This window comes from Streptomyces nodosus, from assembly GCF_008704995.1.
Taxonomy (GTDB): Bacteria; Actinomycetota; Actinomycetes; order Streptomycetales; family Streptomycetaceae; genus Streptomyces; species Streptomyces nodosus.
Genome location: NZ_CP023747.1, coordinates 144,251 through 165,263 on the forward strand (window position 1 = coordinate 144,251; position 21,013 = coordinate 165,263).

Here is a 21,013-nt window from a genome sequence, read left to right on the forward strand (position 1 = left end):
CCTCCCGGGACATCGGGTCGGGCTGCCCGTACGGGTCGGGGACCGTCTCGGCGCGGGCGGAAGCGGCACCAGCAGCTCCCGGGCCGCCGCGAGGGCCCCGGGGTTGTGCACTTCGCCGCGCAGCACCTCGGCCGCGTCCCGTATCCGCTCCCACCCCGCGTCGGTCACCGCAGCGGGGGCGGCAGCTGGGGCGGGAAGGGCGGCGTCCACCGCATCCAGCAGATCCCTTGCCGCGGACTGCAGACCGGCCGGGCTCTTCGGGACCCCGGGCAGCTTCAACAGGGCGTCGGCCGCGCTACGCACGCACGCTTCCACGATCTCCCCGGGCCGCTCCAGCCCTCTGGCCCCGGACAGGATCCGGTGCGTGTCCCGCACCAGCCCCAACGTCCGGGCACCCTGGACGTCCTGGTTCAGCAGAGCCCCGGCGAGAACCTCGTCGACCACGGGCAGTACATCCTCACCGGACGGCGGCATCTCGTTGCTCACCGGTGCACCGTAGAGCCCGCGGGCCAGTGGCCGGGCCGGAACCGGACAGCCCGGCCACCGGTCGGGCATGGGCGAGGCGGGCGCAGCGGATCAGGACGCGCGGCGGGTCATTCCTCGTCACGGGTCTTGTAGAACTCGTGCGCCTCGTTAAGCAGTTCCGCCGCCACCCGTGACACCGCATCTGCGCTTTCGCGTCACGATCGGCATATCCCGCGGCTCGGCGCATCATCAGCTCTGCTGCGACGAGGAGTTGGTCGGCTTCCATGCCTAGTAGGGCTTGGTCAGCTTCACTCGTGAGTGGCGTGTCCGGTGGCGTCGGGGTGTCGTTGTGGGGGTGTGACACCTGGGGAGATGACCGAGGTCCGGGAGGACCTGGAGGCGTTCACGGCGGAGTTGTTCGACGGGTTCTTCCGCGCGGACCAGCGGCGCTGGGGGCAGGCGTATGTACGAGGGCTGCTGCTGGACGGGCGGCGCAAGTCGGTGGAACCGATGGCTGCCCGTCTCGGCGAGGACGGCAACCGCCAGGCGCTGGCGCACTTCATCACCTCCAGTCCGTGGAATGCGGCCCATGTGCGGGCCCGGCTGGCCTGGAGGATGTATGAAGCGATCGGTCCGGAGGCACTGATCGTCGACGACACCGGCTTCCTCAAGGACGGTAACGCCTCTGCATGCGTATCCCGGCAGTACACCGGCACCGCGGGCAAGGTCACCAACTGCCAGGTAGGCGTGTCGCTGCACCTGGCCAACGACCGTGCCTCGGCCGCGATCGACTGGCGGCTGTTCCTGCCCGCTTCCTGGGATCCCGCCTCGCCGGAGACGGATGCGGCCAAGGTCGCCCGCCGTCAGCGTTGCGGCGTCCCCGCCGACGCCGGCCATGTGGAGAAGTGGCAGTTGGCCCTGGACATGATCGACGAGGCCCGCAGTTGGGGCGTGGACGTTCCGCTGGTCGTCGCGGACGCCGGATACGGCGACGCCACCGCCTTCCGCCTGGCCCTGGAAGAACGGAAACTGGCTTACGCCGTCGGCGTCTCCTCCCGGCTCACTGCTCACCCTGAACATGCGCAGCCGGTTACCCCGCCTTATCAGGGCATTGGCCGACCGCCGGTGGCGACGTATCCGGACAAGCCGATGACGGTGAAGGAACTGGTCATCGAGGCCGGCCGGCAGGCGGCCCGGCCGGTGTCCTGGCGCGAGGGTTCCCGGCCGGGAAAGGGGCGCAGTGGCTTCAAACGCATGTACTCGCGCTTCGTCGTCCTGCGCATCCGGCCCGCCGGACGCGAGATCCGCCAGGCCGCCAAGGGCGCGGGGCTGCCCGAGCGATGGCTGCTGGCCGAATGGCCCGCCACCGAGCCGGAACCGGTGCAGTTCTGGCTGTCCAGTCTGCCCTCCGGCATGCCCCTGGCCTCGCTGGTCCGACTGGCCAAGCTCCGCTGGCGCATCGAGCACGACTACCGCGAGATGAAACAAGCCCTCGGACTGGCCCATTTCGAAGGCCGCACCTGGAACGGCTGGCACCACCACGTCACCCTCGTCTCGGCTGCCCACGCCTTCTGCACCCTGCAACGGCTGGCACACGACCCAAAAGACGCGGCGCAGGACTGAGCCTTTACCAAGTAGTCCGCGAGATGCAGACACTCCTCGCCCTCTGGATCGGCACCTGCCCCACCTGTCACCGCGACATACCCACCCCGATACCAACCTGACCAAGCCCTACTAGTGCTGTGACCGAATAGGTTCGCCGGGTTGGCGGTCGTGACGGTTGGATGTGAGGTGACGTCCGATCCGACCGCTGGAGGCGCGATGGCCGAGCCCGTCCGTGTGCGCAGGTTGACCGACCAGGAAGGGCAAAAGCTGTAGCAGATCGTGCGCCGGGGCAGCACCAGTTCGGTGCGCTATCGGCGCGCGATGATGCTGCTGGCCTCGGCCGGCGGGAACCGGGTTCCGGTGGTCGCCCAGCTGGTGCAGGCCGATGAGGACACCGTGCGTGATGTGATTCATCGGTTCAACGAGATCGGCCTGGCCTGTCTGAACCCTCAGTGGGCGGGAGGCCGTCCCCGCCTGCTCACTACTGATGACGAGGACTTCGTCATCCAGACAGCCACCACCCGCCCCACCAAGCTCGGCCAGCCCTTCACCCGCTGGTCCCTGCGCAAACTCGTTGCCTGCCTGCGCAAAGTACACGGCCGGACGATCCTCCTCGGCCGCGAGGCGTTACGCTGCCTGCTCGCCCGCCGCGGCGTCACCTTCCAGCGCACCAAGACCTGGAAGGAATCACCGGAACCCGAACGCGAGGCGAAGCTGGACCGCATCGAGGAAGTCCTTGATCGCTTCCCGGACCGGGTCTTCGCCTTCGACGAGTTGGGCCCGCTCGGCATCCGTCCCACCGCAGGCTCGGGCTGGGCCGCGCGCAGTTGCCCCGACCGGCTGCCCGCCACCTACCACCGCACCCACGGCGTGCGGTACTTCCACGGCTGCTACTCGGTCGGCGACGACCGGCTATGGGGCGTCAACAGGCGCAAGAAGGGCGCGCCAACACACTGGCCGCGTCTGAAGTCCATCCGAGCCGCCCGTCCCGACGGCGCCCCGATCTACGTGATCCTGGACAACCTCTCCGCCCACAAGGGCACCGACATCCGCCACTGGGCGAAGAAGAACAAGGTCGAGCCGTGCTTCACCCCGGCTTACGCCTCGTGGGTGAACCCCATCGAGGCCCACTTCGGACCGCTGCGGCAGTTCACCATCGCCAACTCCCACCATCCCAACCACACCGTGCAGACCCGGGCACTGCACGCCTGTCTGCGGTGGCGCAACGCCAACGCCCGCCACCGCGACGTCCTGGCCGCCGAACGGAAGGAACGCGCCCGCATCCGAAGCGAAAAGGGCACCCGCTCGGGCGGACGCCCCCTCGCCGTCGCAGCCTGAAGGACCTGGCGAACCTACGCGGTCATCAGCACACTAGTGAGCCCAGGGCGGTGTGATGGTGTTGCCGTCAGCCAGTTTGGCGGTGAGCCCAACACGTGTGGTGACCCACATGTGGGCGGGCTGGTCGGTGGTGTTGGCGACCGCCAGTTCGGAGCCTGCAGGTGCCACTGCCGCGTCACCTGCGCGGAGTTCGGCGCTCTCACCGTCGATGGTGAGCCGGAGGCGACCGGAGAGGACGTAGAAGGTCTCCTCGTCGCTGATCGTGTGGGTTGGCCCCACCATTGCGGCCGGGATCTCGACGCGCCAGGCGGCGAGGTCCCGGCTGCCGGTGTCCGGACGGACGTAGGAAACGAAACGGCCACCGTGAATCTCGTGTACGACGGCCTCGTCACTGCGGATGAACGGCACGCTTCAGCCTTCCTCTAGACAAGTTTCTTGTCTAGATAGACAAGTGCCTTGACGAGTTATAGTCAAGTCCATGGACGACGCCCTGGCCTTCTCCGCACTCGTGCTGGCACTCTCCGGACAACTGGTGCAGGAAATCCACACCAGCGTGTCCCAGCAGGGATTCGAGGACCTACGACCCGCACACGGCTTCGCCTTCGCCCGCATCTCTGCAGGCGGCGCCACCACGGCCGACCTGGCCGAGCACCTGGGGGTGACCAAGCAGGCCGCCGCCCAGCTGGTCGAGGAACTGGTCCGAAAGGGGTACGTGGAGCGGCATCCACACCCGCACGATGCCCGCGCCCGCCTCCTGGGACTGACTGAGACCGGCTGGGCCGCTACGCGCGCCGCCGACCAGGCAGCCCGGACTGCCGTCGCACCGTGGCGAGAAGTACTGGGCCAGGCGCGCTTCAGCGAACTCGTCGCCGACCTGACACTTCTTGCACCGCCGCGACCGATCCGCCCTGCCTGGTGAGCCGATGGCCCACCGCCCTGGAGACCGCCGGCCGTGAACGAACCGTCCGCCAGGGCAACCGGCCAAGCGGGAGACGACACTCGGGTTGCCGTGCCGAGCCCTCCGCGGACCGGTGAACCTTCCCGGTCAGAGCACTAGTAGGGCTTGGTCAGGTTGGTATCGGGGTGGGTATGTCGCGGTGACAGGTGGGGCAGGTGCCGATCCAGAGGGCGAGGAGTGTCTGCATCTCGCGGACTACTTGGTAAAGGCTCAGTCCTGCGCCGCGTCTTTTGGGTCGTGTGCCAGCCGTTGCAGGGTGCAGAAGGCGTGGGCAGCCGAGACGAGGGTGACGTGGTGGTGCCAGCCGTTCCAGGTGCGGCCTTCGAAATGGGCCAGTCCGAGGGCTTGTTTCATCTCGCGGTAGTCGTGCTCGATGCGCCAGCGGAGCTTGGCCAGTCGGACCAGCGAGGCCAGGGGCATGCCGGAGGGCAGACTGGACAGCCAGAACTGCACCGGTTCCGGCTCGGTGGCGGGCCATTCGGCCAGCAGCCATCGCTCGGGCAGCCCCGCGCCCTTGGCGGCCTGGCGGATCTCGCGTCCGGCGGGCCGGATGCGCAGGACGACGAAGCGCGAGTACATGCGTTTGAAGCCACTGCGCCCCTTTCCCGGCCGGGAACCCTCGCGCCAGGACACCGGCCGGGCCGCCTGCCGGCCGGCCTCGATGACCAGTTCCTTCACCGTCATCGGCTTGTCCGGATACGTCGCCACCGGCGGTCGGCCAATGCCCTGATAAGGCGGGGTAACCGGCTGCGCATGTTCAGGGTGAGCAGTGAGCCGGGAGGAGACGCCGACGGCGTAAGCCAGTTTCCGTTCTTCCAGGGCCAGGCGGAAGGCGGTGGCGTCGCCGTATCCGGCGTCCGCGACGACCAGCGGAACGTCCACGCCCCAACTGCGGGCCTCGTCGATCATGTCCAGGGCCAACTGCCACTTCTCCACATGGCCGGCGTCGGCGGGGACGCCGCAACGCTGACGGCGGGCGACCTTGGCCGCATCCGTCTCCGGCGAGGCGGGATCCCAGGAAGCGGGCAGGAACAGCCGCCAGTCGATCGCGGCCGAGGCACGGTCGTTGGCCAGGTGCAGCGACACGCCTACCTGGCAGTTGGTGACCTTGCCCGCGGTGCCGGTGTACTGCCGGGATACGCATGCAGAGGCGTTACCGTCCTTGAGGAAGCCGGTGTCGTCGACGATCAGTGCCTCCGGACCGATCGCTTCATACATCCTCCAGGCCAGCCGGGCCCGCACATGGGCCGCATTCCACGGACTGGAGGTGATGAAGTGCGCCAGCGCCTGGCGGTTGCCGTCCTCGCCGAGACGGGCAGCCATCGGTTCCACCGACTTGCGCCGCCCGTCCAGCAGCAGCCCTCGTACATACGCCTGCCCCCAGCGCCGCTGGTCCGCGCGGAAGAACCCGTCGAACAACTCCGCCGTGAACGCCTCCAGGTCCTCCCGGACCTCGGTCATCTCCCCAGGTGTCACACCCCCACAACGACACCCCGACGCCACCGGACACGCCACTCACGAGTGAAGCTGACCAAGCCCTACTAGCTGATCGGTTCCGATCCAGGCGTCGGCCACCGGGTTTTACGGTGCATCGGTGAGCAATGAGATGCCGCTGGCCAGTGAGGACAAACCACCCGTAGTCGACGAGGTCCTGGCCGCGGCCGTGACCGCGCAAGGCAAGCCGGGCATACGGGCGCTGTGCCTGCTGCGGGACGCGCGCCGGATCCCGACCTGCACCCTGCCGGAGCGGCCGACCGAGGTCCGGAGCCGTGTCTGCGTGGCACCGCTGATGTTCTACTGAACCTACCGGGCACCCCGGTTGCGGTGGGGCTAAAGTCGGCGGCCGTAGACCTACTGAACACGGTCGACACCGTCCCCCGACCCCGGGCCTGTCCGATTCTCCGGCCGCGGCGCAGGCCGACGAGTGGGCAGCTGAAGAGCCTGTGTCTGCCCCGGACGGCCCGGTGCCGGTCGAGGGGACGAACGCCACGCGCGTAGGCCACCGACCCCCGGAACCCGCCGCCGCACTCCTGAAGAGTCCGCCGACCCGCCCCGCAGATGCGGTACAGCGCTCGTGAGCCCCTCGGATACACGCTCTGGTGCAGGGTGCGTCGGCTTGCGATGACGGATAGCGGTCGCGCCGCAGCAGCCCGTCGGGCCGCCTCGCCTGACGCCCGCTCCCGCACGGTGATACGACCGCGCCTCGCCAGCCGCGAGCTGCTGCTGACCCCGGCCATTCCGCTAGGCCAGGAGGGTTACTTGTCTGTGCAGCAAGCCCCTTGCCCATAGAGGACATATGGGATCTAATCGTACTCTACTGGAAGGCGGCCGCATACACCTGGGCGGTCGGGTAACTGTCGAGCTACAAGCGGCCCTTCTGCAGGGACTTGCCCCTACGGGCCCCATCAAATGTCGTTATTGATCAGCCTGACAGGCGGTGTGCGGTGATTTCGCAGATGAGTTTCGAAGCTTTGTTCGATACGGGGCCGAGTCCTTAAGTGGTGGTGAACCGGAATCTGCTGATCGAGTACGTCAACCGCGCCTTTTATACCGGCGGGCCAGAATAGAATTGATCAGGAAGTGCAACTTCGAGATGCCCCCGCACAACAACGCATGACCGCACCCTGAGCAGCTGTGAATTATCTCGCGACTTTGCCTTGAGTCCGTCCTGTCCATAGTTGCTCGGAAACCAGGCGACGTTCAGGTTGCAGGCGCGTCGGGTTTTGCGTCCTCGCCACCTGAAGGTGTGAGCTCGACTGCCGTCCGGTGGGTGCGGTTCCCACCGTAAGGTGCTTCAAAGTTCGACGATGTCGCACTACTGCATTGTCAGCAGATCCGATCCGCTGGAGTCCAGAACGCGAGGAAGTGCCGATCGGCAGCGCTCGTGCCAAACACAGCAGCACTAATCTGCGTCGTTCGCATAGCGATATCGGAGTTATAGAGTGAATGCCGATAATACTCCTGCTAGGGCGCACAGGCGGGCAGTCTGCAGGCTCTGGTCGTCCCTGGAAAGTTCGAGCCGCCGGGAGAGACAGCCGCGGGACGGGCCTCTGAGACCCAGAAGACCGGTCTACCTCTGGGGCACTCCGGTGGGCGCCATCGCAACGGTCATGCTGTTCGCCTTCCTCGTTCCCCCGGCGATCCACCTCTCCCCGCTGCTGGTGGCTGCCCCCACGTCCACGGCGCCGTTCGCCCGCGTCCGGTTCACCGCGGGAATCACGCTGGCCGCCAGCGCGGCAGTGGTCGTCATCGACTGGCCCGACGGCCTGCTGGGCATGCCCATCGCGCCCATCCATGTCGGGGCCCTGCTGGTCGTCTCGGCCTTCGTCATCGTCGCCCGGACTCGGCACGACCGCGATCTGAACGAACTCATCCAGGTCCGGGCGGTGTCCGAGGCCGCCCAGCAAGTGCTGCTGCGTCCCATCCCCACACGGCTGGGACCGCTCCGAGTGGCCTGCTCATACCAGGCCGCCGCGGCGCACGCCTCGGTCGGCGGCGACCTGTACGCCGCCGACCGAACCGCTGGGACCACTCGCTTCCTCATCGGCGACGTTCGCGGCAAGGGCCTGCCCGCCATCGGGGACGCCTCCGCTCTCCTTGCCGCCTTCCGCGAGACCGCCCACCGGTCCGCCACGCTTGCCGAACTGGCCGCCTCCCTGGAAAGCAGTGTGCGCAGACATTTGACGCAACTGGACGACAACGCCCCCGAGGCCGACGAGCGCTTCATCACCGCGTTGCTGGTCGAGATTCCCGACGACGCCTACGTTGTCCGGCTCATCACCTGCGGGCATCCCCTGCCTCTGTGCCGACACTGCGGCCGGATGACAGTTCTGGACGGACTCCGGCCGGCACCGCCCTTCGGGCTCGCCGGCACCAGCCCGGACTTCTATCAACTGGGTACGTATGTGTTCGACCCCGGCGACACCCTGCTGCTCTACACCGACGGCGTCACCGAAGCCCGGAATCCCGCCACCGGTTTCTACCCACTCCTGTGCCGAGCCGCCAGCTGGCGGTGGGAGTCTCCGCCCCAACTACTCCAGTACGTCGGCCATGACCTGCTCGCCCACAGCGACGGACACTTCGAGGACGACCTGGCCTTGGTGGCCGTCCAACGCACTCTTACGCAGCAGCCATGAACAGCTCTGGGAACAGCGCCCGACCGCAACGGCCCAAGTGCTGGCCTACGTGGTCTCACGTGCGGTCGGCGATGCGCTCGAAGAGTTCGGAGGCAGCGGGAGTGTCAGGATGGTGAGGCGGGCGGCGATGTTGGTCAGGCCGTCGTTGATGCGGACGGACTGCACGCCGTCGGCGCAGTGGAGGAATTCGTTCCAGGTGGCCAGGGCGGTCTCGGTGTCTCCTCGTTTGAGCTGGACATGGCCGAGGTCGGCGAGGACGATGACACGCGTCCTCTTGCGGTCCAGTCCGTGGATGTCGAGTGCGAGGTGGAGGTGCTCCTCGGCGGCGGCGAGGTCGCCGAGTCTGGCGTGGATCATGCCGGACTCGTGGGCCCATCGGCCGTGGCTGTAGTGGCTCGCCCACGACTGTCCCGGGTGAGTCGGGGCGTGCTCGATGGCGGTCTGTGCGGCGGTGAGCATCTGCGTGGCGGTGGCGCGGTCTGCGTCGGTGGCCGCGGCGCGGGCGAGGGTGTTGCGGTAGTACGCCAGTGCTTTGGGGCTGGTCAGCTTCCGGCCGCGTTGCTCGCATGCCTGGGCGAGCCTGACAGCGGTGGGGATGTGGCCGAGGTCGATGGCTTGTTCGGCAAGTCCGCGCAGTGCGGTCGCGGCAAGTTCGTTCTCGCCCGCCTCTGCGGCGAGCCGGATGCTGTGCAGGTAGTACTTCTGGCTCAGGCCCTGGTTGCCCTCGTCGCGGGCCATCCAGCCGATCAGGTGCACCAGTTCGCTGGTGGCGGCGAACAGTTCGCGGCCGACGTGGTCGGTGTATCGGCCGTCCAGCCACCGCTTGACGTCCACGGTCACGTACCGCACTGCGAGGTGGCGGGCGTGCCCGCCTCCGAGTTCTGATGCGACGTTCCCGAGGGTGGTGGTCATGGTGCGGAGCGCGGTCACCTCACCTGTGCCGACCGCGACAGGTCCGGGGCGGTTGGCGCGGCGGGTGACCGCTTCGGCGTCGGGGAGGTCGAGCGCGGCCAGACCGACAGCGGCGGATACTCCGAAGAACTGTCGTCGGTCCACGTCGCTTCCTCCCAGGAGCATGACCGAGGTCACGGTATCGGCGAACTGGGCCTCATTGTTGTCGGAGAGATCCATGCCCAGGACCTGTTCGATGAAAGGCAGCCACACCCGGGGTATCCGGCGTCCGGTCTCCCACCGGTAGACCTGTTGCCGGTCCAGGAACCCGGCTCTCCCCCAACGTGCCGCCGACAGCTCGTTCGCCAGTCTTTCCTGGCTGCAGCTGGGGCGCCGTGCCCTGCGGGCCACGCGTATGCGTTCGCCGATGGTCATGTCCGGCCCGATCGTCGGTCCTGGTTCACAACTGGCCTACCTCTGGCAGACATTCTGGCAGCTGTCCACGCCCCGCGTCTGCGCATTGACTGACAGTCACAGCCTGGCGGGACGGACGCCGGGCCATGAGCGGAAGGGACATTCGCCATGGACGAGAACACCATCCCGGGCCACGAGCACGGGACGCCGGCCGTGCTGGAGTCCGACATCGTCGAGCTCGGTGACGCCGCGGTGCTGACGAAGGGCAACACGTCCAGCTCGGTCGAGGCCAAGCAGACGCCGTACAGCTGAGCCCCGCATCCAGCAGCGGGCCAGGGATCAGCGCCTTGCGACGGCTCCCGGTCGGGGGCCGCCGCTTCGTCGGACGGCAACGGAGGTTGATCATGCGTTGGTTCGGAGGCTGCGCGCCCGGAGGTCCGGCCGCCGCTGTTCCCGCGGGTGCACGACTGCTGTGGAGTGATCCGCCGCTGTGGGCCGTGGGCGACTGGGACGATCACCGGGTGACAGCAGTCGACGGGAAGGACGGCGGGGCCCGGCTGGTCGTGTTCGGCCCGTGCGCGGCACGTCACGGTGAACTGGTGCGTGTCCTCAACGGCGGCCGCCCCGGCCGTGGCGGGGATGTCTGGCCGGGTTCGTACACGGTGGTCCGGAGCAGTCGGGCCGGGGGAGACATTCCCCTACCGCCCGTTATGTTTTCTGCGGTCCTGCAAGAGGGCCGCTGGCCGCCGGGCCCGGCATGACTGTTCCCCCTGTCGAACGGATGACCTGGGGGGTGGTGTCACCGGGCCCGGGAGGCGCCGTTGGAGACGCTGATGAGAGGTCCGACTACCGCCCGGCCTGGCGCAATGCCCGGCCGCACACGGGCGACAGGTCTGCATAACGTTGATGCGCGCATACGACGCCAACGCCCTGGCCAGCACCGCACGAACCCCGTTCGGGAGGATGGGTTGGACGACATCAACGACGCAGGCGTCTTCCTCGGCCTGGACGTCGGCAAGAGCGCCCATCACGGGCACGGCCTCACCCCGGCCGGCAAGAAGGTCTTCGACAAGCAGCTGCCCAACAGCGAGCCGAAACTGCGGGCCGTCTTCGACAAGCTGGCCGCGAAGTTCGGCACCGTGCTGGTGATCGTGGACCAGCCGCCTCCATCGGAGCCCTGCCCCTGACCGTCGCCCGGGACGCCGGCTGCAAGGTCGCCTACCTGCCCGGACTGTCCATGCGCCGGATCGCCGATCTCTACCCGGACGAGGCGAAGACCGACGCCCGCGACGCGGCCGTGATCGCCGACGCCGCGAGGACGATGCCGCACACCCTGCGCTCGCTGGAACCGACCGACGAGATCACCGCCGAGCTGACCGTGCTGGTCGGCTTCGACCAGGACCTCGCGGCCAAGGCCACCCGCACCTCCAACCGGATACGCGGCCTGTTCACCCAGTTCCACCCCAGCCTGGAACGCGTCCTCGGCCCGCGTCTGGACCACCCCGCGGTGACCTGGTTGCTGGAACGCCACGGATCCCCGGCCAGCTTGCGAAAGGCCGGTCGACGCAAGCTCGTTGAGGTGATCCGGCCCAAGGCCCCGCGCATGGCCGCCCGCCTGATCGACGACGTCTTCGACGCGCTCGACGAGCAGACCGTCGTGGTCCCGGGCACCGGCACCCTCGACATCGTGATCCCGTCCCTGGCCCGCTCGCTCGCGGCCGTCCACGAACAACGACGAGCCCTGGAAGCACAGATCGGACAGCTGCTGGAGGCTCACCCTCTTTCCGCGGTCCTGACCTCGATTCCGGGGGTCGCGGTCAGGACCGCCGCCACTCTGCTGGTCACCGTCGGCGACGGCACCAGCTTCCCCACCGCCGCCCACCTCGCCTCCTACGCCGGCCTGGCACCGACGACCAAGTCGTCGGGGATCTCGATCCGCGGCGAACACGCGCCCAGAGGCGGCAACCGCCAGCTCAAGCGGGCGATGTTCCTGTCCGCGTTCGCCGCCCTGCACGATCCCGCCTCCCGCACCTACTACGACAAATGCCGGGCCCGAGGAAAAACCCACACCCAGGCTCTCCTCCGCCTCGCCCGCCAGAGGATCAACGTCCTGTTCGCGATGCTCCGCGACAGCACCTTCTACGAACCCCGAACCCCACGCCTATCTTGACGAAAGACATAGAGGCACCCCCCAGACGCGGCCCCCTCTCGCCCCTGCCCGCCCGGCCGCAAGGGGGCCAAGCACAGCGGCGTCCGGCCCCGGGAACCCCCCACCGCCCGTTTACCACCGCCACTCCAGGAGCAAGAGACAGAGGCAGGGACCCCGGGGAGCCAGCGCCTCCAGTCCACTCACCACCGCGCCTGACGGGCGCCCGCCGACAGTCCGGAGGCCCCTGAGCCGTAGCGACCCGGTTCGCTACGCGTTGCCGCCCGGGTAGCGAACCGGGTGGATACGGCCGTGGATACGATGTGAAACGCCCCGACCCCGGCAGCTCGAAGACACTGTTGGCTAATCCGGGGACTGAACGTGATGTCGGCATTCGTGACCCGTTGTGGTCATGAAGGCCGACGTTGTGTTTGGGGAGGGTGTCGGTGTCATTGCACGCCATGAAGGTCGACGGGGTTCCTGAGGAGACGGTCGGGTGGCACGGGCCGCCTTCCCAAAAGGCAGCCTGGCGATGCGGATCCGTGACGAGCTGGGCGAGCTGGGCGAGCTGTTCCAGGATGCGGACTTCGACGGGTTGTACCCGAGCAGGGGGGAGCTGGCGTGGTCGCCGGGCAGGTTGGCACTGGTGTCGGTCATGCAGTTCGCCGAGGGCCTCTCGGACCGTCAGGACGCGGTACGCGGGCGGCTCCCGCTGGGGCTGGAGCTGGCCGATCCGGGGTTCGACCACTCGGTATTCACTGAGTTCCGGGACAGACTGATCGCGGGAGAGGCCGCGATGCGGCTTCTGGACCGGCTCCAGGAGGCCGCCGCGGAGCACGGATTACCCAAGGCCGGTGGCCGTGCGCGCACGGACTCCACGATCGTGCTGTCCGCCGCGCGGCAGATCAACGGACTGGTGCGGCTCGGTGAGACCCTGCGAGCCGCGCTGAACAGCATGGCCGCCCACGAGCCGGAGTGGCTGGTCGACTGGGCTCCGCCCGTCTGGTTTGACCGGTACGCGATCCGGTTCGAAGACACCCGCTTCCCCAAGGGGAGGGCCAGGCCAGCCCCCGCCCCGTGCACCAACAAGCTCCCCTCCGAGCGTCACTTGCCCATCCTGAGGAAGAAGATGTTCTCGCCCTGGCTGGCGTGCGCGGCCAGGGCCTCGAATTTCTGACCGCTGTACGCGGTGGTGTCCACCCACGTGGTGATCTCGTCGTCGGGAAGACCGATTGCGGCCAGCGCAGCGGTCTCGGCCGGGTCCGGCTCTGGCATGTCCTCATGAAACTCGCGCATGATTTCGCCGAACCGCTGCATCATCGAGCGGGGCATCGTGGTCCAGTACACCTTCGGTGTCAGCGTGGTCATCTCCAGCGCCGCCATCGTGATGCGATGGGCCTGGATATGGTCCGGGTGGCCGTAGAAGCCGTTCTCGTCGTAGGTGACGACCACATCAGGCCGGTAGTGCCTCATGATATCCGCGAGTCGGGCCGCGCCCTCCGGCACGGGGTCTGCCAGAAGGAACCGGGTGCGTCGTTGCTCGGCCAGCCCATCATCCCGGAGTCCGCATAGTCCAGCATCTCCACATCGCTGATCTTCAGGACGTCACAGCTCGCCTCAAGTTCTTGACGGCGCATCGAGACGACCGCCGCCGGATCGTGCCCGGGATCGCCCGGCTTGACACCCCCCGGTCCGTCACCGCAACCGCCGTCCGTACACGTCACGAGAACCGTGCGGATGCCCTCCGCCGCGTACCGAGCGAGGATCCCTCCGGTTCCCGTGGCCTCGTCGTCGGGGTGGGCATGTACTGCCATGAGCGTCAAGGACCGGTCAGTCATGAAACAGTCTTCCTGCGGAAATAAGTCCTGGTCCGAGTATGCGGCGCGCGTACCGCACCTGGAAGGGCGGACGACCCTTGCGGCGGCGTATTCCCCACTCGTGCGGCGCCGGACCTCGGTCAGGACAACCGCGTAGACCCCAGTGGCTGTTCCTCCGCTGGAAGATGACTGATCGTCACGAAAAACGACGCAGGTAGGCATCCGCGCTGCAGGGCCGGCCACCGCGTTGTCATCCGGAACGGCGATCCTGCCGATCCGCCCACCCCGCCTCTGGCTGCGGAGCCTTCCCCCAGTCGGAGCCACCGTCGATCAGCGTCCGGCTTGCAGCGCACCCCAGGTGGCGGGTCCGACCTGGCCGTCGACGCCGAGCGAGCGGCTGGTCTGGTAGTCCCGCACGGCCTGCTGGGTGCCCGAGCCGAAGTCGCCGTCCGCCGTGACGGTCCGTCCGAGCGCGGCGGTCATGGCCCGCTGGAGGCGCTGGACGGCGGCGCCGGTGCTGCCCTGGCTGAGGGCGGGCGTGGTGCCGGCGGAGAGGAGTGCGGTCCAGGTACGGGCGCCCACCACGCCGTCGGCGGCGAGGCCGCGGGCCTTCTGGAAGGCGGTCACGGCGAAGGTCGTCTTCGGGCCGAAGCTGCCGTCGACGGTGCCCGCGTCGAAGCCTTCCGCGTTGAGGAGCGACTGCGCGGCCGAGACCTGGGCGCCGGTGGAGCCGGAGCGCAGGGTGTCGTACGACGGGAAGCTGAGCTGGACCTCGCCGCCGCCGGTACTGCCGCCGACCAACTGCATGTAGTAGGTCCAGTTCCAGTTCGGACCGGGGTCGGTGTGGTCGTTGCCGGGCACCTCGGAGTGGCCGACGATGTGGGCCCGGTCCTTGGGGATGCCGTGCCGGGCGCAGATGGAGGCGGTCAGCGCGGCGGAGGAGCGGTACATCGCGTCGGTGAACCAGCTCGGGTTGTCGATGTATCCCTCGTGCTCGATGCCGATGCCGGTGGCGTTCCCGGAGCGGGCGTGCCAGGCCGTGTCCTTCTCGCGGACCGTCTGGGTGATCTGGCCGTCCGAGGAGCGCACCACGTAGTGCGCGCTGACCTGCGCCGACGGGTTCTGGAACCAGCTGATGGTCCCGGCGTACGAGCCCTCGGTGACGTGGATGACGACCTTGCTGATCGCGGCCGTGCGGCCGACCGCGTAGTTGGCCGGGTCGGCCGGGACCCAGAGGGCGGAAGGGTAGTCGGGGCTCTGCGCGGCCGGGCCCACGGCCGACCCGTAGGCGCCGCGCTCGGGGGCGACCTTCCGGGCGGGGAGGGTCAGCTTTTCGCCGCCCTCGGCGCGGGCGGTGACGCCCTGGGCCAGGAAGGTGTAGACGGTGTTGGCGTAGAGCCGGGCGGTGGCGGGGTCGGTGGCGCCGCCGTACCGGGCGAGGAGCGGGTACCAGGTGTCGGTGTCGCGCCGCTCGGCCGTACTCAGTCCGGCGTGGTCGGCGTAGAAGCGCAGGACGGCGGCGCCGCCGCGGATGTTGGCGGCGGTGTCGGTGCGCAGCTCGCGGGCGGTGTCGCCGGTCAGCCGGGACGCCAGCTCCAGGGTGTGCTGGTCGGGGTTGCTGACCAGGTGCATCATGCCGTAGCCGCCCGCCTGGCTGGGCAGGCCGTGGTGGCCGTCGAGGTGGGTCTCGCTGTAGCCGAGGGCGATCAGGAGGTCGCGCGGGACGCCGTACTCGGCCGCGGCGCTGCTGAAGGCGTGGGCGACGGGGCCCTCGGCTCTCGCGGTACGGGGCGCGGCGCCAGCGGGCTACACGGCGGCGGCGACCATGGCCAGAGTGCCGAGGCCGGCGAGGGCCGCGCGGCCCAGGGACATGCGGGGCATGGGGTGTGACCTTCCGGGTGGGGGCGCTTCCGGGTGGGGGCGCGGGGGCCGGGGACCTCGTGCGGTCCCCGGCCCCGGGCTGCGGCGGCTCAGATGGTGCCGCTCTCCCACCACCAGGAGCGGCCGAGGTCGGCGCGGCTGTCGACGTGCTGGTGGTCCACGTCGTACCGCTCCAGGCCGGAGAAGCCGCAGGTCTCGGCCTTCTGGTAGACGGTGCGGTTGGCGACGCCGGGCACGTCGAGGTCGGCGGCGGTGCCGTAGAGGTGCATGCTGTCGCTGGCGCCGCCGATCTCGGCGTTGTGCGCGATGCTGCGGAAGCCGGAGTTGACGGTGATCGGCACGTTGCCGAGCTTCTTGCGCAGCGCCTCCAGCTTGTACATGGCCCGGCGGACGTTCTCCTTGACGGCGGCCGCGCTCACCTTGCCGCCGTTGAAGTTTCCGCTCGAACGGTCATAGAACTCGCTCCAGTTGAAGTGCACGGTCGAACCGTCCGACTGCTCAAGGGCGTTGAGCTGCGCCTGGGTCGCGGGCCCGGCGCTGCCGTCGACCGAGAGCCCGTACGCGGCCTGGAAGCGGCGTACTGCGGCGGCCGTACCGGGTCCGAAGTCGCCGTCGATGCTCACCCGCGACTGCGAGGCGGAATCCGCCGCCCAGCCGGCCACCCGGATCTGAAGCTCCGTCACATCGGCGCCGGTGGCGCCCTGGTTCATGGTGCGCGTCCAGTTGTACGCCTGCGCGCTGCCCGACAGCAGGACGGGCCCGGCGATGACGCCCGCGGTGACGGCGAGGGTGCCGCGCAGGACGGTGCGGCGGTCCGGAGAGAAGGTCATCGTGAACTCCCTTGTGCGAGCGGTCAGAAGGCGAGTTGGAACGGCACGACCTGGGCGTCGGTGTCGTAGGCGTGCACACGCAGCTTGAAGCGGGTGCCGTCCTTGACGTCGGTGGCGACGGTCGCCCACTGGGGGCCGAACGTCGAGTAGGTGTTGTCGTGGTTGCACAGCGAGGTGTGGTCCACGAAGACGACGCAGGCGTCCAGGAAGCCGGTGGCCGAGCTGCTGAGCTTGATGTTGATGTCGGAGCAGCGCGAGGTGGTGGTGTAGGTGCCGAACTCGACCGCGGCGGCGGAGTAGTGGTACGTGAGCGGCACGGCGCCGCCGTAGCAGGAGGCCGCTGTGTTCTGGGGCTGGGCGGCGGCGGGCGCGGTGGCGCCGGCGGCGAGGAGCGCGGTGGTGGCGGCGAGTACGGCCGCCGTTCTCCGGGTGCGGGTCATCGGAACTCCGAATCATTTGGGGGGAAGCGGGAGTTGGTGCCCTGGGCGGGTCAGAAGGCGATCTGGACGCGTGCGGAGGAGCCTTCGAGGTCCACGCCGAGGGGCACGGTGAACGTGCTGCCGTCCTTGACGTCGGTGGCGATGGTCTTCCAGCTCCGGCCGACCCGGGTCCAGTAGTTGCACTCGCCGACGCGGGTGAACTTCACACAGGCCCAGACGAATTCGGCGTCGCCGCTCACCATGCGGAGGTTGATGTCGGCACAGCGCGACGTCGTGGTGTAGGGCCCGAACTCGGCGGCGTCCCCGTAGTTCACGGTGACGGCGCCGCCGTAGCAACTGGTGGCCGTCGACGAGGTGTTGGCGGGGGCGGCCGACGCGGTGGCCGGTGCCGAGACGGCGAGGGCCGCAAGCAGGACCGCCGCGGCGGCCGGGTAGGTGAGGATCTTCGCCATCGGGTTCCTTCGGTGTCCGTTCGTTCCATGGGCGCGGGTTGCGGGCTCGTTCGGCGGGCCGGGGACATGCGGAAGGGCGCGGGTGGCGCCTCGGGGAACGGTGCGGCTGAGCGAGTTCATGCTCCGGTGTGCGCTGTCGGCTGTCATGCTCATTCGAACAGGGTGAAATGACAGCGGTGGAGAGGGTGTTGAGCGTGCTTCGCTTCCATTTCTCGGCTGAGGATCTGGCCCGGACCCGGGTTGCCGCCGCCCCGCATCCGCTGTGGGAGATCACCGCCAGCCTCCACCGCTTCCAGACCCCGGCCGGCCGCTGGGCCTACGCGCACTGGTACCGCACGGCCCGCGAGCGGTTACGGGAGGCGGGGCTGGAGAGCGCGGTACGGCAGCTCCTGCTCCCCCTCTTTCCCCGCGCGTCGTACTGGCCGGACTTCCTCACTCCGCTGGAGGGCGTGTCCGGCCTGGAGGCAGGACTGGGGGCGATTCTGGCGACGCCTCCGGAGCGGGTGACGGCGGAACTGGCCACCCTGGCACGGACCAGACGCGTCCCGCCGCACCTGGCCCGGCTGCCGGAGCGGGGGGCCCGCGCCGAGCTGGTGAGCGTGCTGCGGGCCTACCACCGCGCGGTGATCGAGCCCCACGAGGAGTGGATGCACGAGAGCGTCCACGCCGAACGCGTACGCCTGGGGCGGCATCTGCTCGACGGCGGCACCGAGGGCCTGCTCGGGGGACTCGGCCCGGCGGTGCGCTGGCACCATCCCCGACTGGAGATCGGTGCGTACCCGACGCGCCAGGACGTCCGTCTGGAGGGCCGGGGCCTGCTCCTCATCCCGTCCTACTTCTGCTGGAAGGGCCCGGTCTCCCTCGCCGATCCCGCCCTGCCTCCCGTGCTCGCCTACTCCGTCCACCACGAGCCACCCCGCCCGGCGCCCGGCTCCCCCTCCCTGGAGGTCCTCCTGGGCCGGGCCCGGGCCACGGTCCTGCGCGCCACCGCCGCGGGCGCCACCACCACCGAAGCCGCCCACCGCGCGGGCGTGACCCCGGCCACGGCCACGTACCACACCACAGCCCTGCGCGACGCGGGCCTCATCACCAGTCACCGCCACGGCAACACGGTCATCCACACGTTGACGCTGTTGGGGGCGACGATGGTGAGCCGGAACATGAAGGAGGCTCCGCCGGGCGCTGCCGGTGAAGCGGTGGCGCGCCCCGGGGGAACCCTCAACGAACAATGATGATCTTGCCTGGCGGGAGAGAGCTACCTGCGCTGACGGCGTCTCATTTAGGGTGTCCGGTGATCTGTACGCTGAGCGGGGGCTTACCGTACGCTCCCGGCATGAGCGAACGCGTCGGCTACGCGAGATGCAGTCTGGACAAGCAGGACCTCACCGCCCAGGGCGGGATCCTGCTCGGTCTGGACATCCCGGAGGACCGGATCTACCGGACCACGGTCTGACCGGAACGAACCGCGACCGGCCCGGCCTGGCCCAGGCCCTCGCGGCGGTCCGCGCCGGCGACACCCTCGTCGTCCCCAAGCTCGACCGCCTTGCGCGCTCGGTACCCGACGCCCGCGACATCGGCGACTCCCTCACCGCCCGCGGCGTCAAGCTCTCGCTCGGCGGCACGCTCTACGACCCCGCCGACCCGATGGGCAAGATGTTCTTCAACATCCTGGCCACCTTCGCCGAGTTCGAGGCCGATCTCCTGCGCATGTACACCCGTGAAGGCATGGCGGTGGCGCGGGCCAAGGGCAAGCTCAAGGGGAAGCAGCCCAAGCTCACCGCCCGCCAGCAGAGCCACCTGGTCCAGCAGCACCAATCCGGCGAACACACCATCGCCGACCTCGCCGAGCTCTTCTCCGTCAGCCGCGCCACGGTCTACCGCGTCCTTGAACGCCACCAGAACGCAGCCACGCCGTCGACTCCCGGTGGGCAGTGACGTGCTGCCCTACGTCTATCAGGTCACCAAGTACGACCCCGCCGACCGCGACCAGCACGGCCACTACGCCGGCACTGAGGACACGACCAGCGACCACGGGCCGGTCGAAACCGCCTACCTGCAGGCCGTCGCCGCCTTCGCCGAAGACAGCGGCGTCGACCAGCTGGCCATCCGCGAGCCGCAGCTCGGAGGCTTCGCCCACTTCGGCCTGGAACCACCAGTCGACGGCTACGGCCTGGCCGGCCTCTTCCCCGCCGGCCCTGCCGGGTTCCACGACGGGGCACTGGTGCCGATCGGTGTCGGCTTGGAACTCGTCCGAGCGATGCTCCGCGACAACGGCGCCTGGTGCCGCCTGGAAGCGGAGGGAGAGTTCACAGTGCACGTCGGCTGGGACCAGTACCTCTACCTCAGCAGCAGCCGGCCCTGCGAAGCCGCGCTGACCCGCACCCGAGTACTCGGCCTGTTCACGCAACGCCTGGACGCATCGCCGTACGACTTCGCCCCCGACGACCCCGCATACGTGCAGCGCCCTGCCGACGCCGACTTCTGGGCCCGCCTTGGCTGGACCGTCAGCGCCCACCGCGCCACGTTCCTGGAGGAGACCTTCGCCCTCAACGCCTCCCGATGGCACCGCCTGAGCCGCGACAACATCAAGACCGTGCGCTCCCAGCTGACCCCACGCGCACAGTTGTCCGTCTGGCCGGACCTGCTCACCGACGTCGACACGGCCGTGGCCGCCCTGCCCGACGAAGGGCTAGTGGAGATCATCTGGGAGAAGGAAGACGGGCAGATCACCAGCACAGTCGTGGACGAGACCCAGTTCGAGGACGTGACCTCCCAGCTTGCCAGCGCGAGTGCTGTCGGCGTCGTATCCATGTACGCCGATGAAGATCTCCCGCTGTTCACCGCTGTACTGCTCGACAGCGACGGGGTACTCCGCGCGCGCTGGCAGACCGAGCCGACACCCAGCGACCGGGACTGGGCGTTCCTGAAGACCCTGCGGCGCGGCCAGGTCGTCACCGGCACGGTGACGTCCATCGCCAGTTTCGGCGTCACCTTCGTGGACATCGGCGGCTTCACCGCGGTGATCAACATTCCGGAGCTGTCCTGGCGTCCGATCAACCACCCGTCCGACGTCGTCAGCGTCGGCCAGGAGGTGACAGCTGAGGTCCTCGACGTCGACATGGTCAGGGAGCGAGTGCCGCTGTCGCTTCGAGCAGTGCAGGAAGACCCATGGCCGCAGATAGCGCAGAGGATCGGCCAGGTGGTCACAGGGCCGGTCACCAAGATCGTGCCGTTCGGTGTCTTCGTCTGCATCGAAGACCGAGAGGACGGCTTCGAGGGGCTCGTGCACACCGACGAACTGGATCAATCGCCACAGGACGTCATCGAAGTCGGCGACGCTCTCACGGTGAAGATCATGGATGTCGATCTCGTACGGCGCCGCATTGCCCTGTCACAGAGGCAGGCTCAGCCGCGAGCATCACCCTGCGCTACATGTCCGTTTGCCGTAGCTATACGAGAACAGGGCCGTTTCGACGAGCCGCTGGGTGACGGCACCGGTGACGTCACCGCTGGTGGCGTCCGCTCGGCGGGCGAAGTCTGCGGCGTCGAATCCCCCTGTCTGGGCGGAGCCGTAGGAGCGTTCTTCAGTGTGGTCGGCGCGTTGGATGACCTCGCGGCGGATGCCGGGTGAGTCGGTGCG

At 68.9% G+C, this 21,013-nt stretch carries 15 protein-coding genes and 4 pseudogenes; 11 read left to right on the forward strand and 8 right to left on the reverse strand.

Annotated elements, in window-relative coordinates; genetic code table 11:
- Positions 1–837: 837 nt before the first annotated feature.
- Together CP978_RS00690 and CP978_RS35155 are read left to right on the forward strand one after the other, a co-directional pair.
- The gene (locus tag CP978_RS00690) at positions 838–2,088 is read left to right on the forward strand and encodes an IS701 family transposase (RefSeq protein WP_043436707.1); all 1,251 of its coding nucleotides are present in this window, start codon (positions 838–840) and stop codon (positions 2,086–2,088) included.
- Between the two features lie 258 nt (positions 2,089–2,346).
- On the forward strand, positions 2,347–3,408 hold the full coding sequence (locus CP978_RS35155) for an IS630 family transposase (protein ID WP_227745597.1): 1,062 nt from the start codon (positions 2,347–2,349) through the stop codon (positions 3,406–3,408).
- A gap of 33 nt (positions 3,409–3,441) precedes the next feature.
- Here the strand turns inward: CP978_RS35155 and CP978_RS00700 are convergent, their stop codons facing one another.
- The gene (locus CP978_RS00700; protein WP_043436708.1) at positions 3,442–3,816 is read right to left on the reverse strand and encodes a cupin domain-containing protein; all 375 of its coding nucleotides are present in this window, start codon (positions 3,814–3,816) and stop codon (positions 3,442–3,444) included.
- A gap of 70 nt (positions 3,817–3,886) precedes the next feature.
- Here CP978_RS00700 and CP978_RS00705 point away from each other — a divergent pair, with 70 nt between their 5' ends.
- Positions 3,887–4,327, forward strand: coding sequence for a MarR family winged helix-turn-helix transcriptional regulator (locus tag CP978_RS00705; RefSeq protein WP_043436711.1), 441 nt, complete (start codon positions 3,887–3,889; stop codon positions 4,325–4,327).
- A gap of 249 nt (positions 4,328–4,576) precedes the next feature.
- On the opposite strand, the gene CP978_RS00710 is transcribed toward CP978_RS00705, so the two are convergent.
- Complete coding sequence (locus CP978_RS00710) at positions 4,577–5,827, reverse strand: IS701 family transposase (protein ID WP_043436707.1); 1,251 nt, start codon at positions 5,825–5,827, stop codon at positions 4,577–4,579.
- A gap of 133 nt (positions 5,828–5,960) precedes the next feature.
- Here CP978_RS00710 and CP978_RS00715 point away from each other — a divergent pair, with 133 nt between their 5' ends.
- Together CP978_RS00715 and CP978_RS00720 are read left to right on the forward strand one after the other, a co-directional pair.
- Positions 5,961–6,167, forward strand: coding sequence for a hypothetical protein (locus tag CP978_RS00715; protein WP_144401405.1), 207 nt, complete (start codon positions 5,961–5,963; stop codon positions 6,165–6,167).
- A gap of 1,288 nt (positions 6,168–7,455) precedes the next feature.
- Positions 7,456–8,502, forward strand: a complete 1,047-nt coding sequence (locus CP978_RS00720) for a PP2C family protein-serine/threonine phosphatase (protein WP_052453890.1) — start codon at positions 7,456–7,458, stop codon at positions 8,500–8,502.
- 45 nt (positions 8,503–8,547) lie between these two features.
- Here the strand turns inward: CP978_RS00720 and CP978_RS00725 are convergent, their stop codons facing one another.
- Entirely contained in the window at positions 8,548–9,828 is a 1,281-nt protein-coding gene (locus tag CP978_RS00725) for an NsdA family TPR-like regulatory protein (protein ID WP_227745263.1), read from the reverse strand.
- 147 nt (positions 9,829–9,975) lie between these two features.
- On the opposite strand from CP978_RS00725, the gene CP978_RS00730 reads away from it, so the two are divergent.
- From CP978_RS00730 to CP978_RS00745, 3 genes and pseudogenes are all read left to right on the forward strand, one after another.
- Positions 9,976–10,119, forward strand: a complete 144-nt coding sequence (locus CP978_RS00730) for an albusnodin family lasso peptide (protein WP_107070325.1) — start codon at positions 9,976–9,978, stop codon at positions 10,117–10,119.
- Positions 10,120–10,775: 656 nt separating this feature from the next.
- Positions 10,776–11,977, forward strand: a pseudogene (locus CP978_RS00740) (IS110 family RNA-guided transposase).
- 472 nt (positions 11,978–12,449) lie between these two features.
- A pseudogene (locus CP978_RS00745) lies at positions 12,450–13,016 on the forward strand (transposase); the annotation flags it as partial.
- Between the two features lie 44 nt (positions 13,017–13,060).
- Here CP978_RS00745 and CP978_RS00750 read toward each other — a convergent pair.
- The 5 genes and pseudogenes from CP978_RS00750 to CP978_RS00770 form a co-directional block, all read right to left on the reverse strand.
- Positions 13,061–13,791: pseudogene (locus CP978_RS00750) on the reverse strand (PIG-L family deacetylase); the annotation flags it as partial.
- A gap of 309 nt (positions 13,792–14,100) precedes the next feature.
- Positions 14,101–15,597, reverse strand: a pseudogene (locus tag CP978_RS00755) (N-acetylmuramoyl-L-alanine amidase).
- 143 nt (positions 15,598–15,740) lie between these two features.
- Complete coding sequence (locus tag CP978_RS00760; protein WP_043436716.1) at positions 15,741–16,481, reverse strand: D-Ala-D-Ala carboxypeptidase family metallohydrolase; 741 nt, start codon at positions 16,479–16,481, stop codon at positions 15,741–15,743.
- 23 nt (positions 16,482–16,504) lie between these two features.
- On the reverse strand, positions 16,505–16,921 hold the full coding sequence (locus CP978_RS00765) for a hypothetical protein (RefSeq protein ID WP_043436719.1): 417 nt from the start codon (positions 16,919–16,921) through the stop codon (positions 16,505–16,507).
- Between the two features lie 50 nt (positions 16,922–16,971).
- Complete coding sequence (locus CP978_RS00770; protein WP_043436721.1) at positions 16,972–17,373, reverse strand: hypothetical protein; 402 nt, start codon at positions 17,371–17,373, stop codon at positions 16,972–16,974.
- A 194-nt stretch (positions 17,374–17,567) separates the two neighbouring features.
- On the opposite strand from CP978_RS00770, the gene CP978_RS00775 reads away from it, so the two are divergent.
- The 3 genes from CP978_RS00775 (at position 17,568) to CP978_RS00785 (ending at position 21,004) form a co-directional block, all read left to right on the forward strand.
- Positions 17,568–18,605: a helix-turn-helix domain-containing protein gene (locus CP978_RS00775; RefSeq protein WP_043447811.1), complete on the forward strand. Its 1,038-nt coding sequence runs from the start codon at positions 17,568–17,570 to the stop codon at positions 18,603–18,605.
- A gap of 247 nt (positions 18,606–18,852) precedes the next feature.
- Positions 18,853–19,308, forward strand: a complete 456-nt coding sequence (locus tag CP978_RS00780) for a recombinase family protein (RefSeq protein ID WP_249044199.1) — start codon at positions 18,853–18,855, stop codon at positions 19,306–19,308.
- Position 19,309: 1 nt separating this feature from the next.
- A complete protein-coding gene (locus CP978_RS00785; RefSeq protein ID WP_227745264.1) occupies positions 19,310–21,004 on the forward strand; it encodes a S1 RNA-binding domain-containing protein in 1,695 nt (564 codons plus the stop codon).
- Positions 21,005–21,013 lie beyond the last annotated feature (9 nt).

Bases quoted from the DNA above. Each gene is read 5' to 3' on its own strand.
- CP978_RS00690 (WP_043436707.1), top strand. From the start codon at position 838: ATGACCGAGGTCCGGGAGGACCTGGAGGCGTTCACGGCGGAGTTGTTC.
- CP978_RS00705 (WP_043436711.1), top strand. From the start codon at position 3,887: ATGGACGACGCCCTGGCCTTCTCCGCACTCGTGCTGGCACTCTCCGGA.
- CP978_RS00710 (WP_043436707.1), bottom strand. From the start codon at position 5,827: ATGACCGAGGTCCGGGAGGACCTGGAGGCGTTCACGGCGGAGTTGTTC.
- CP978_RS00725 (WP_227745263.1), bottom strand. From the start codon at position 9,828: ATGACCATCGGCGAACGCATACGCGTGGCCCGCAGGGCACGGCGCCCC.
- CP978_RS00730 (WP_107070325.1), top strand. From the start codon at position 9,976: ATGGACGAGAACACCATCCCGGGCCACGAGCACGGGACGCCGGCCGTG.
- CP978_RS00760 (WP_043436716.1), bottom strand. From the start codon at position 16,481: ATGACCTTCTCTCCGGACCGCCGCACCGTCCTGCGCGGCACCCTCGCC.
- CP978_RS00765 (WP_043436719.1), bottom strand. From the start codon at position 16,921: ATGACCCGCACCCGGAGAACGGCGGCCGTACTCGCCGCCACCACCGCG.
- CP978_RS00770 (WP_043436721.1), bottom strand. From the start codon at position 17,373: ATGGCGAAGATCCTCACCTACCCGGCCGCCGCGGCGGTCCTGCTTGCG.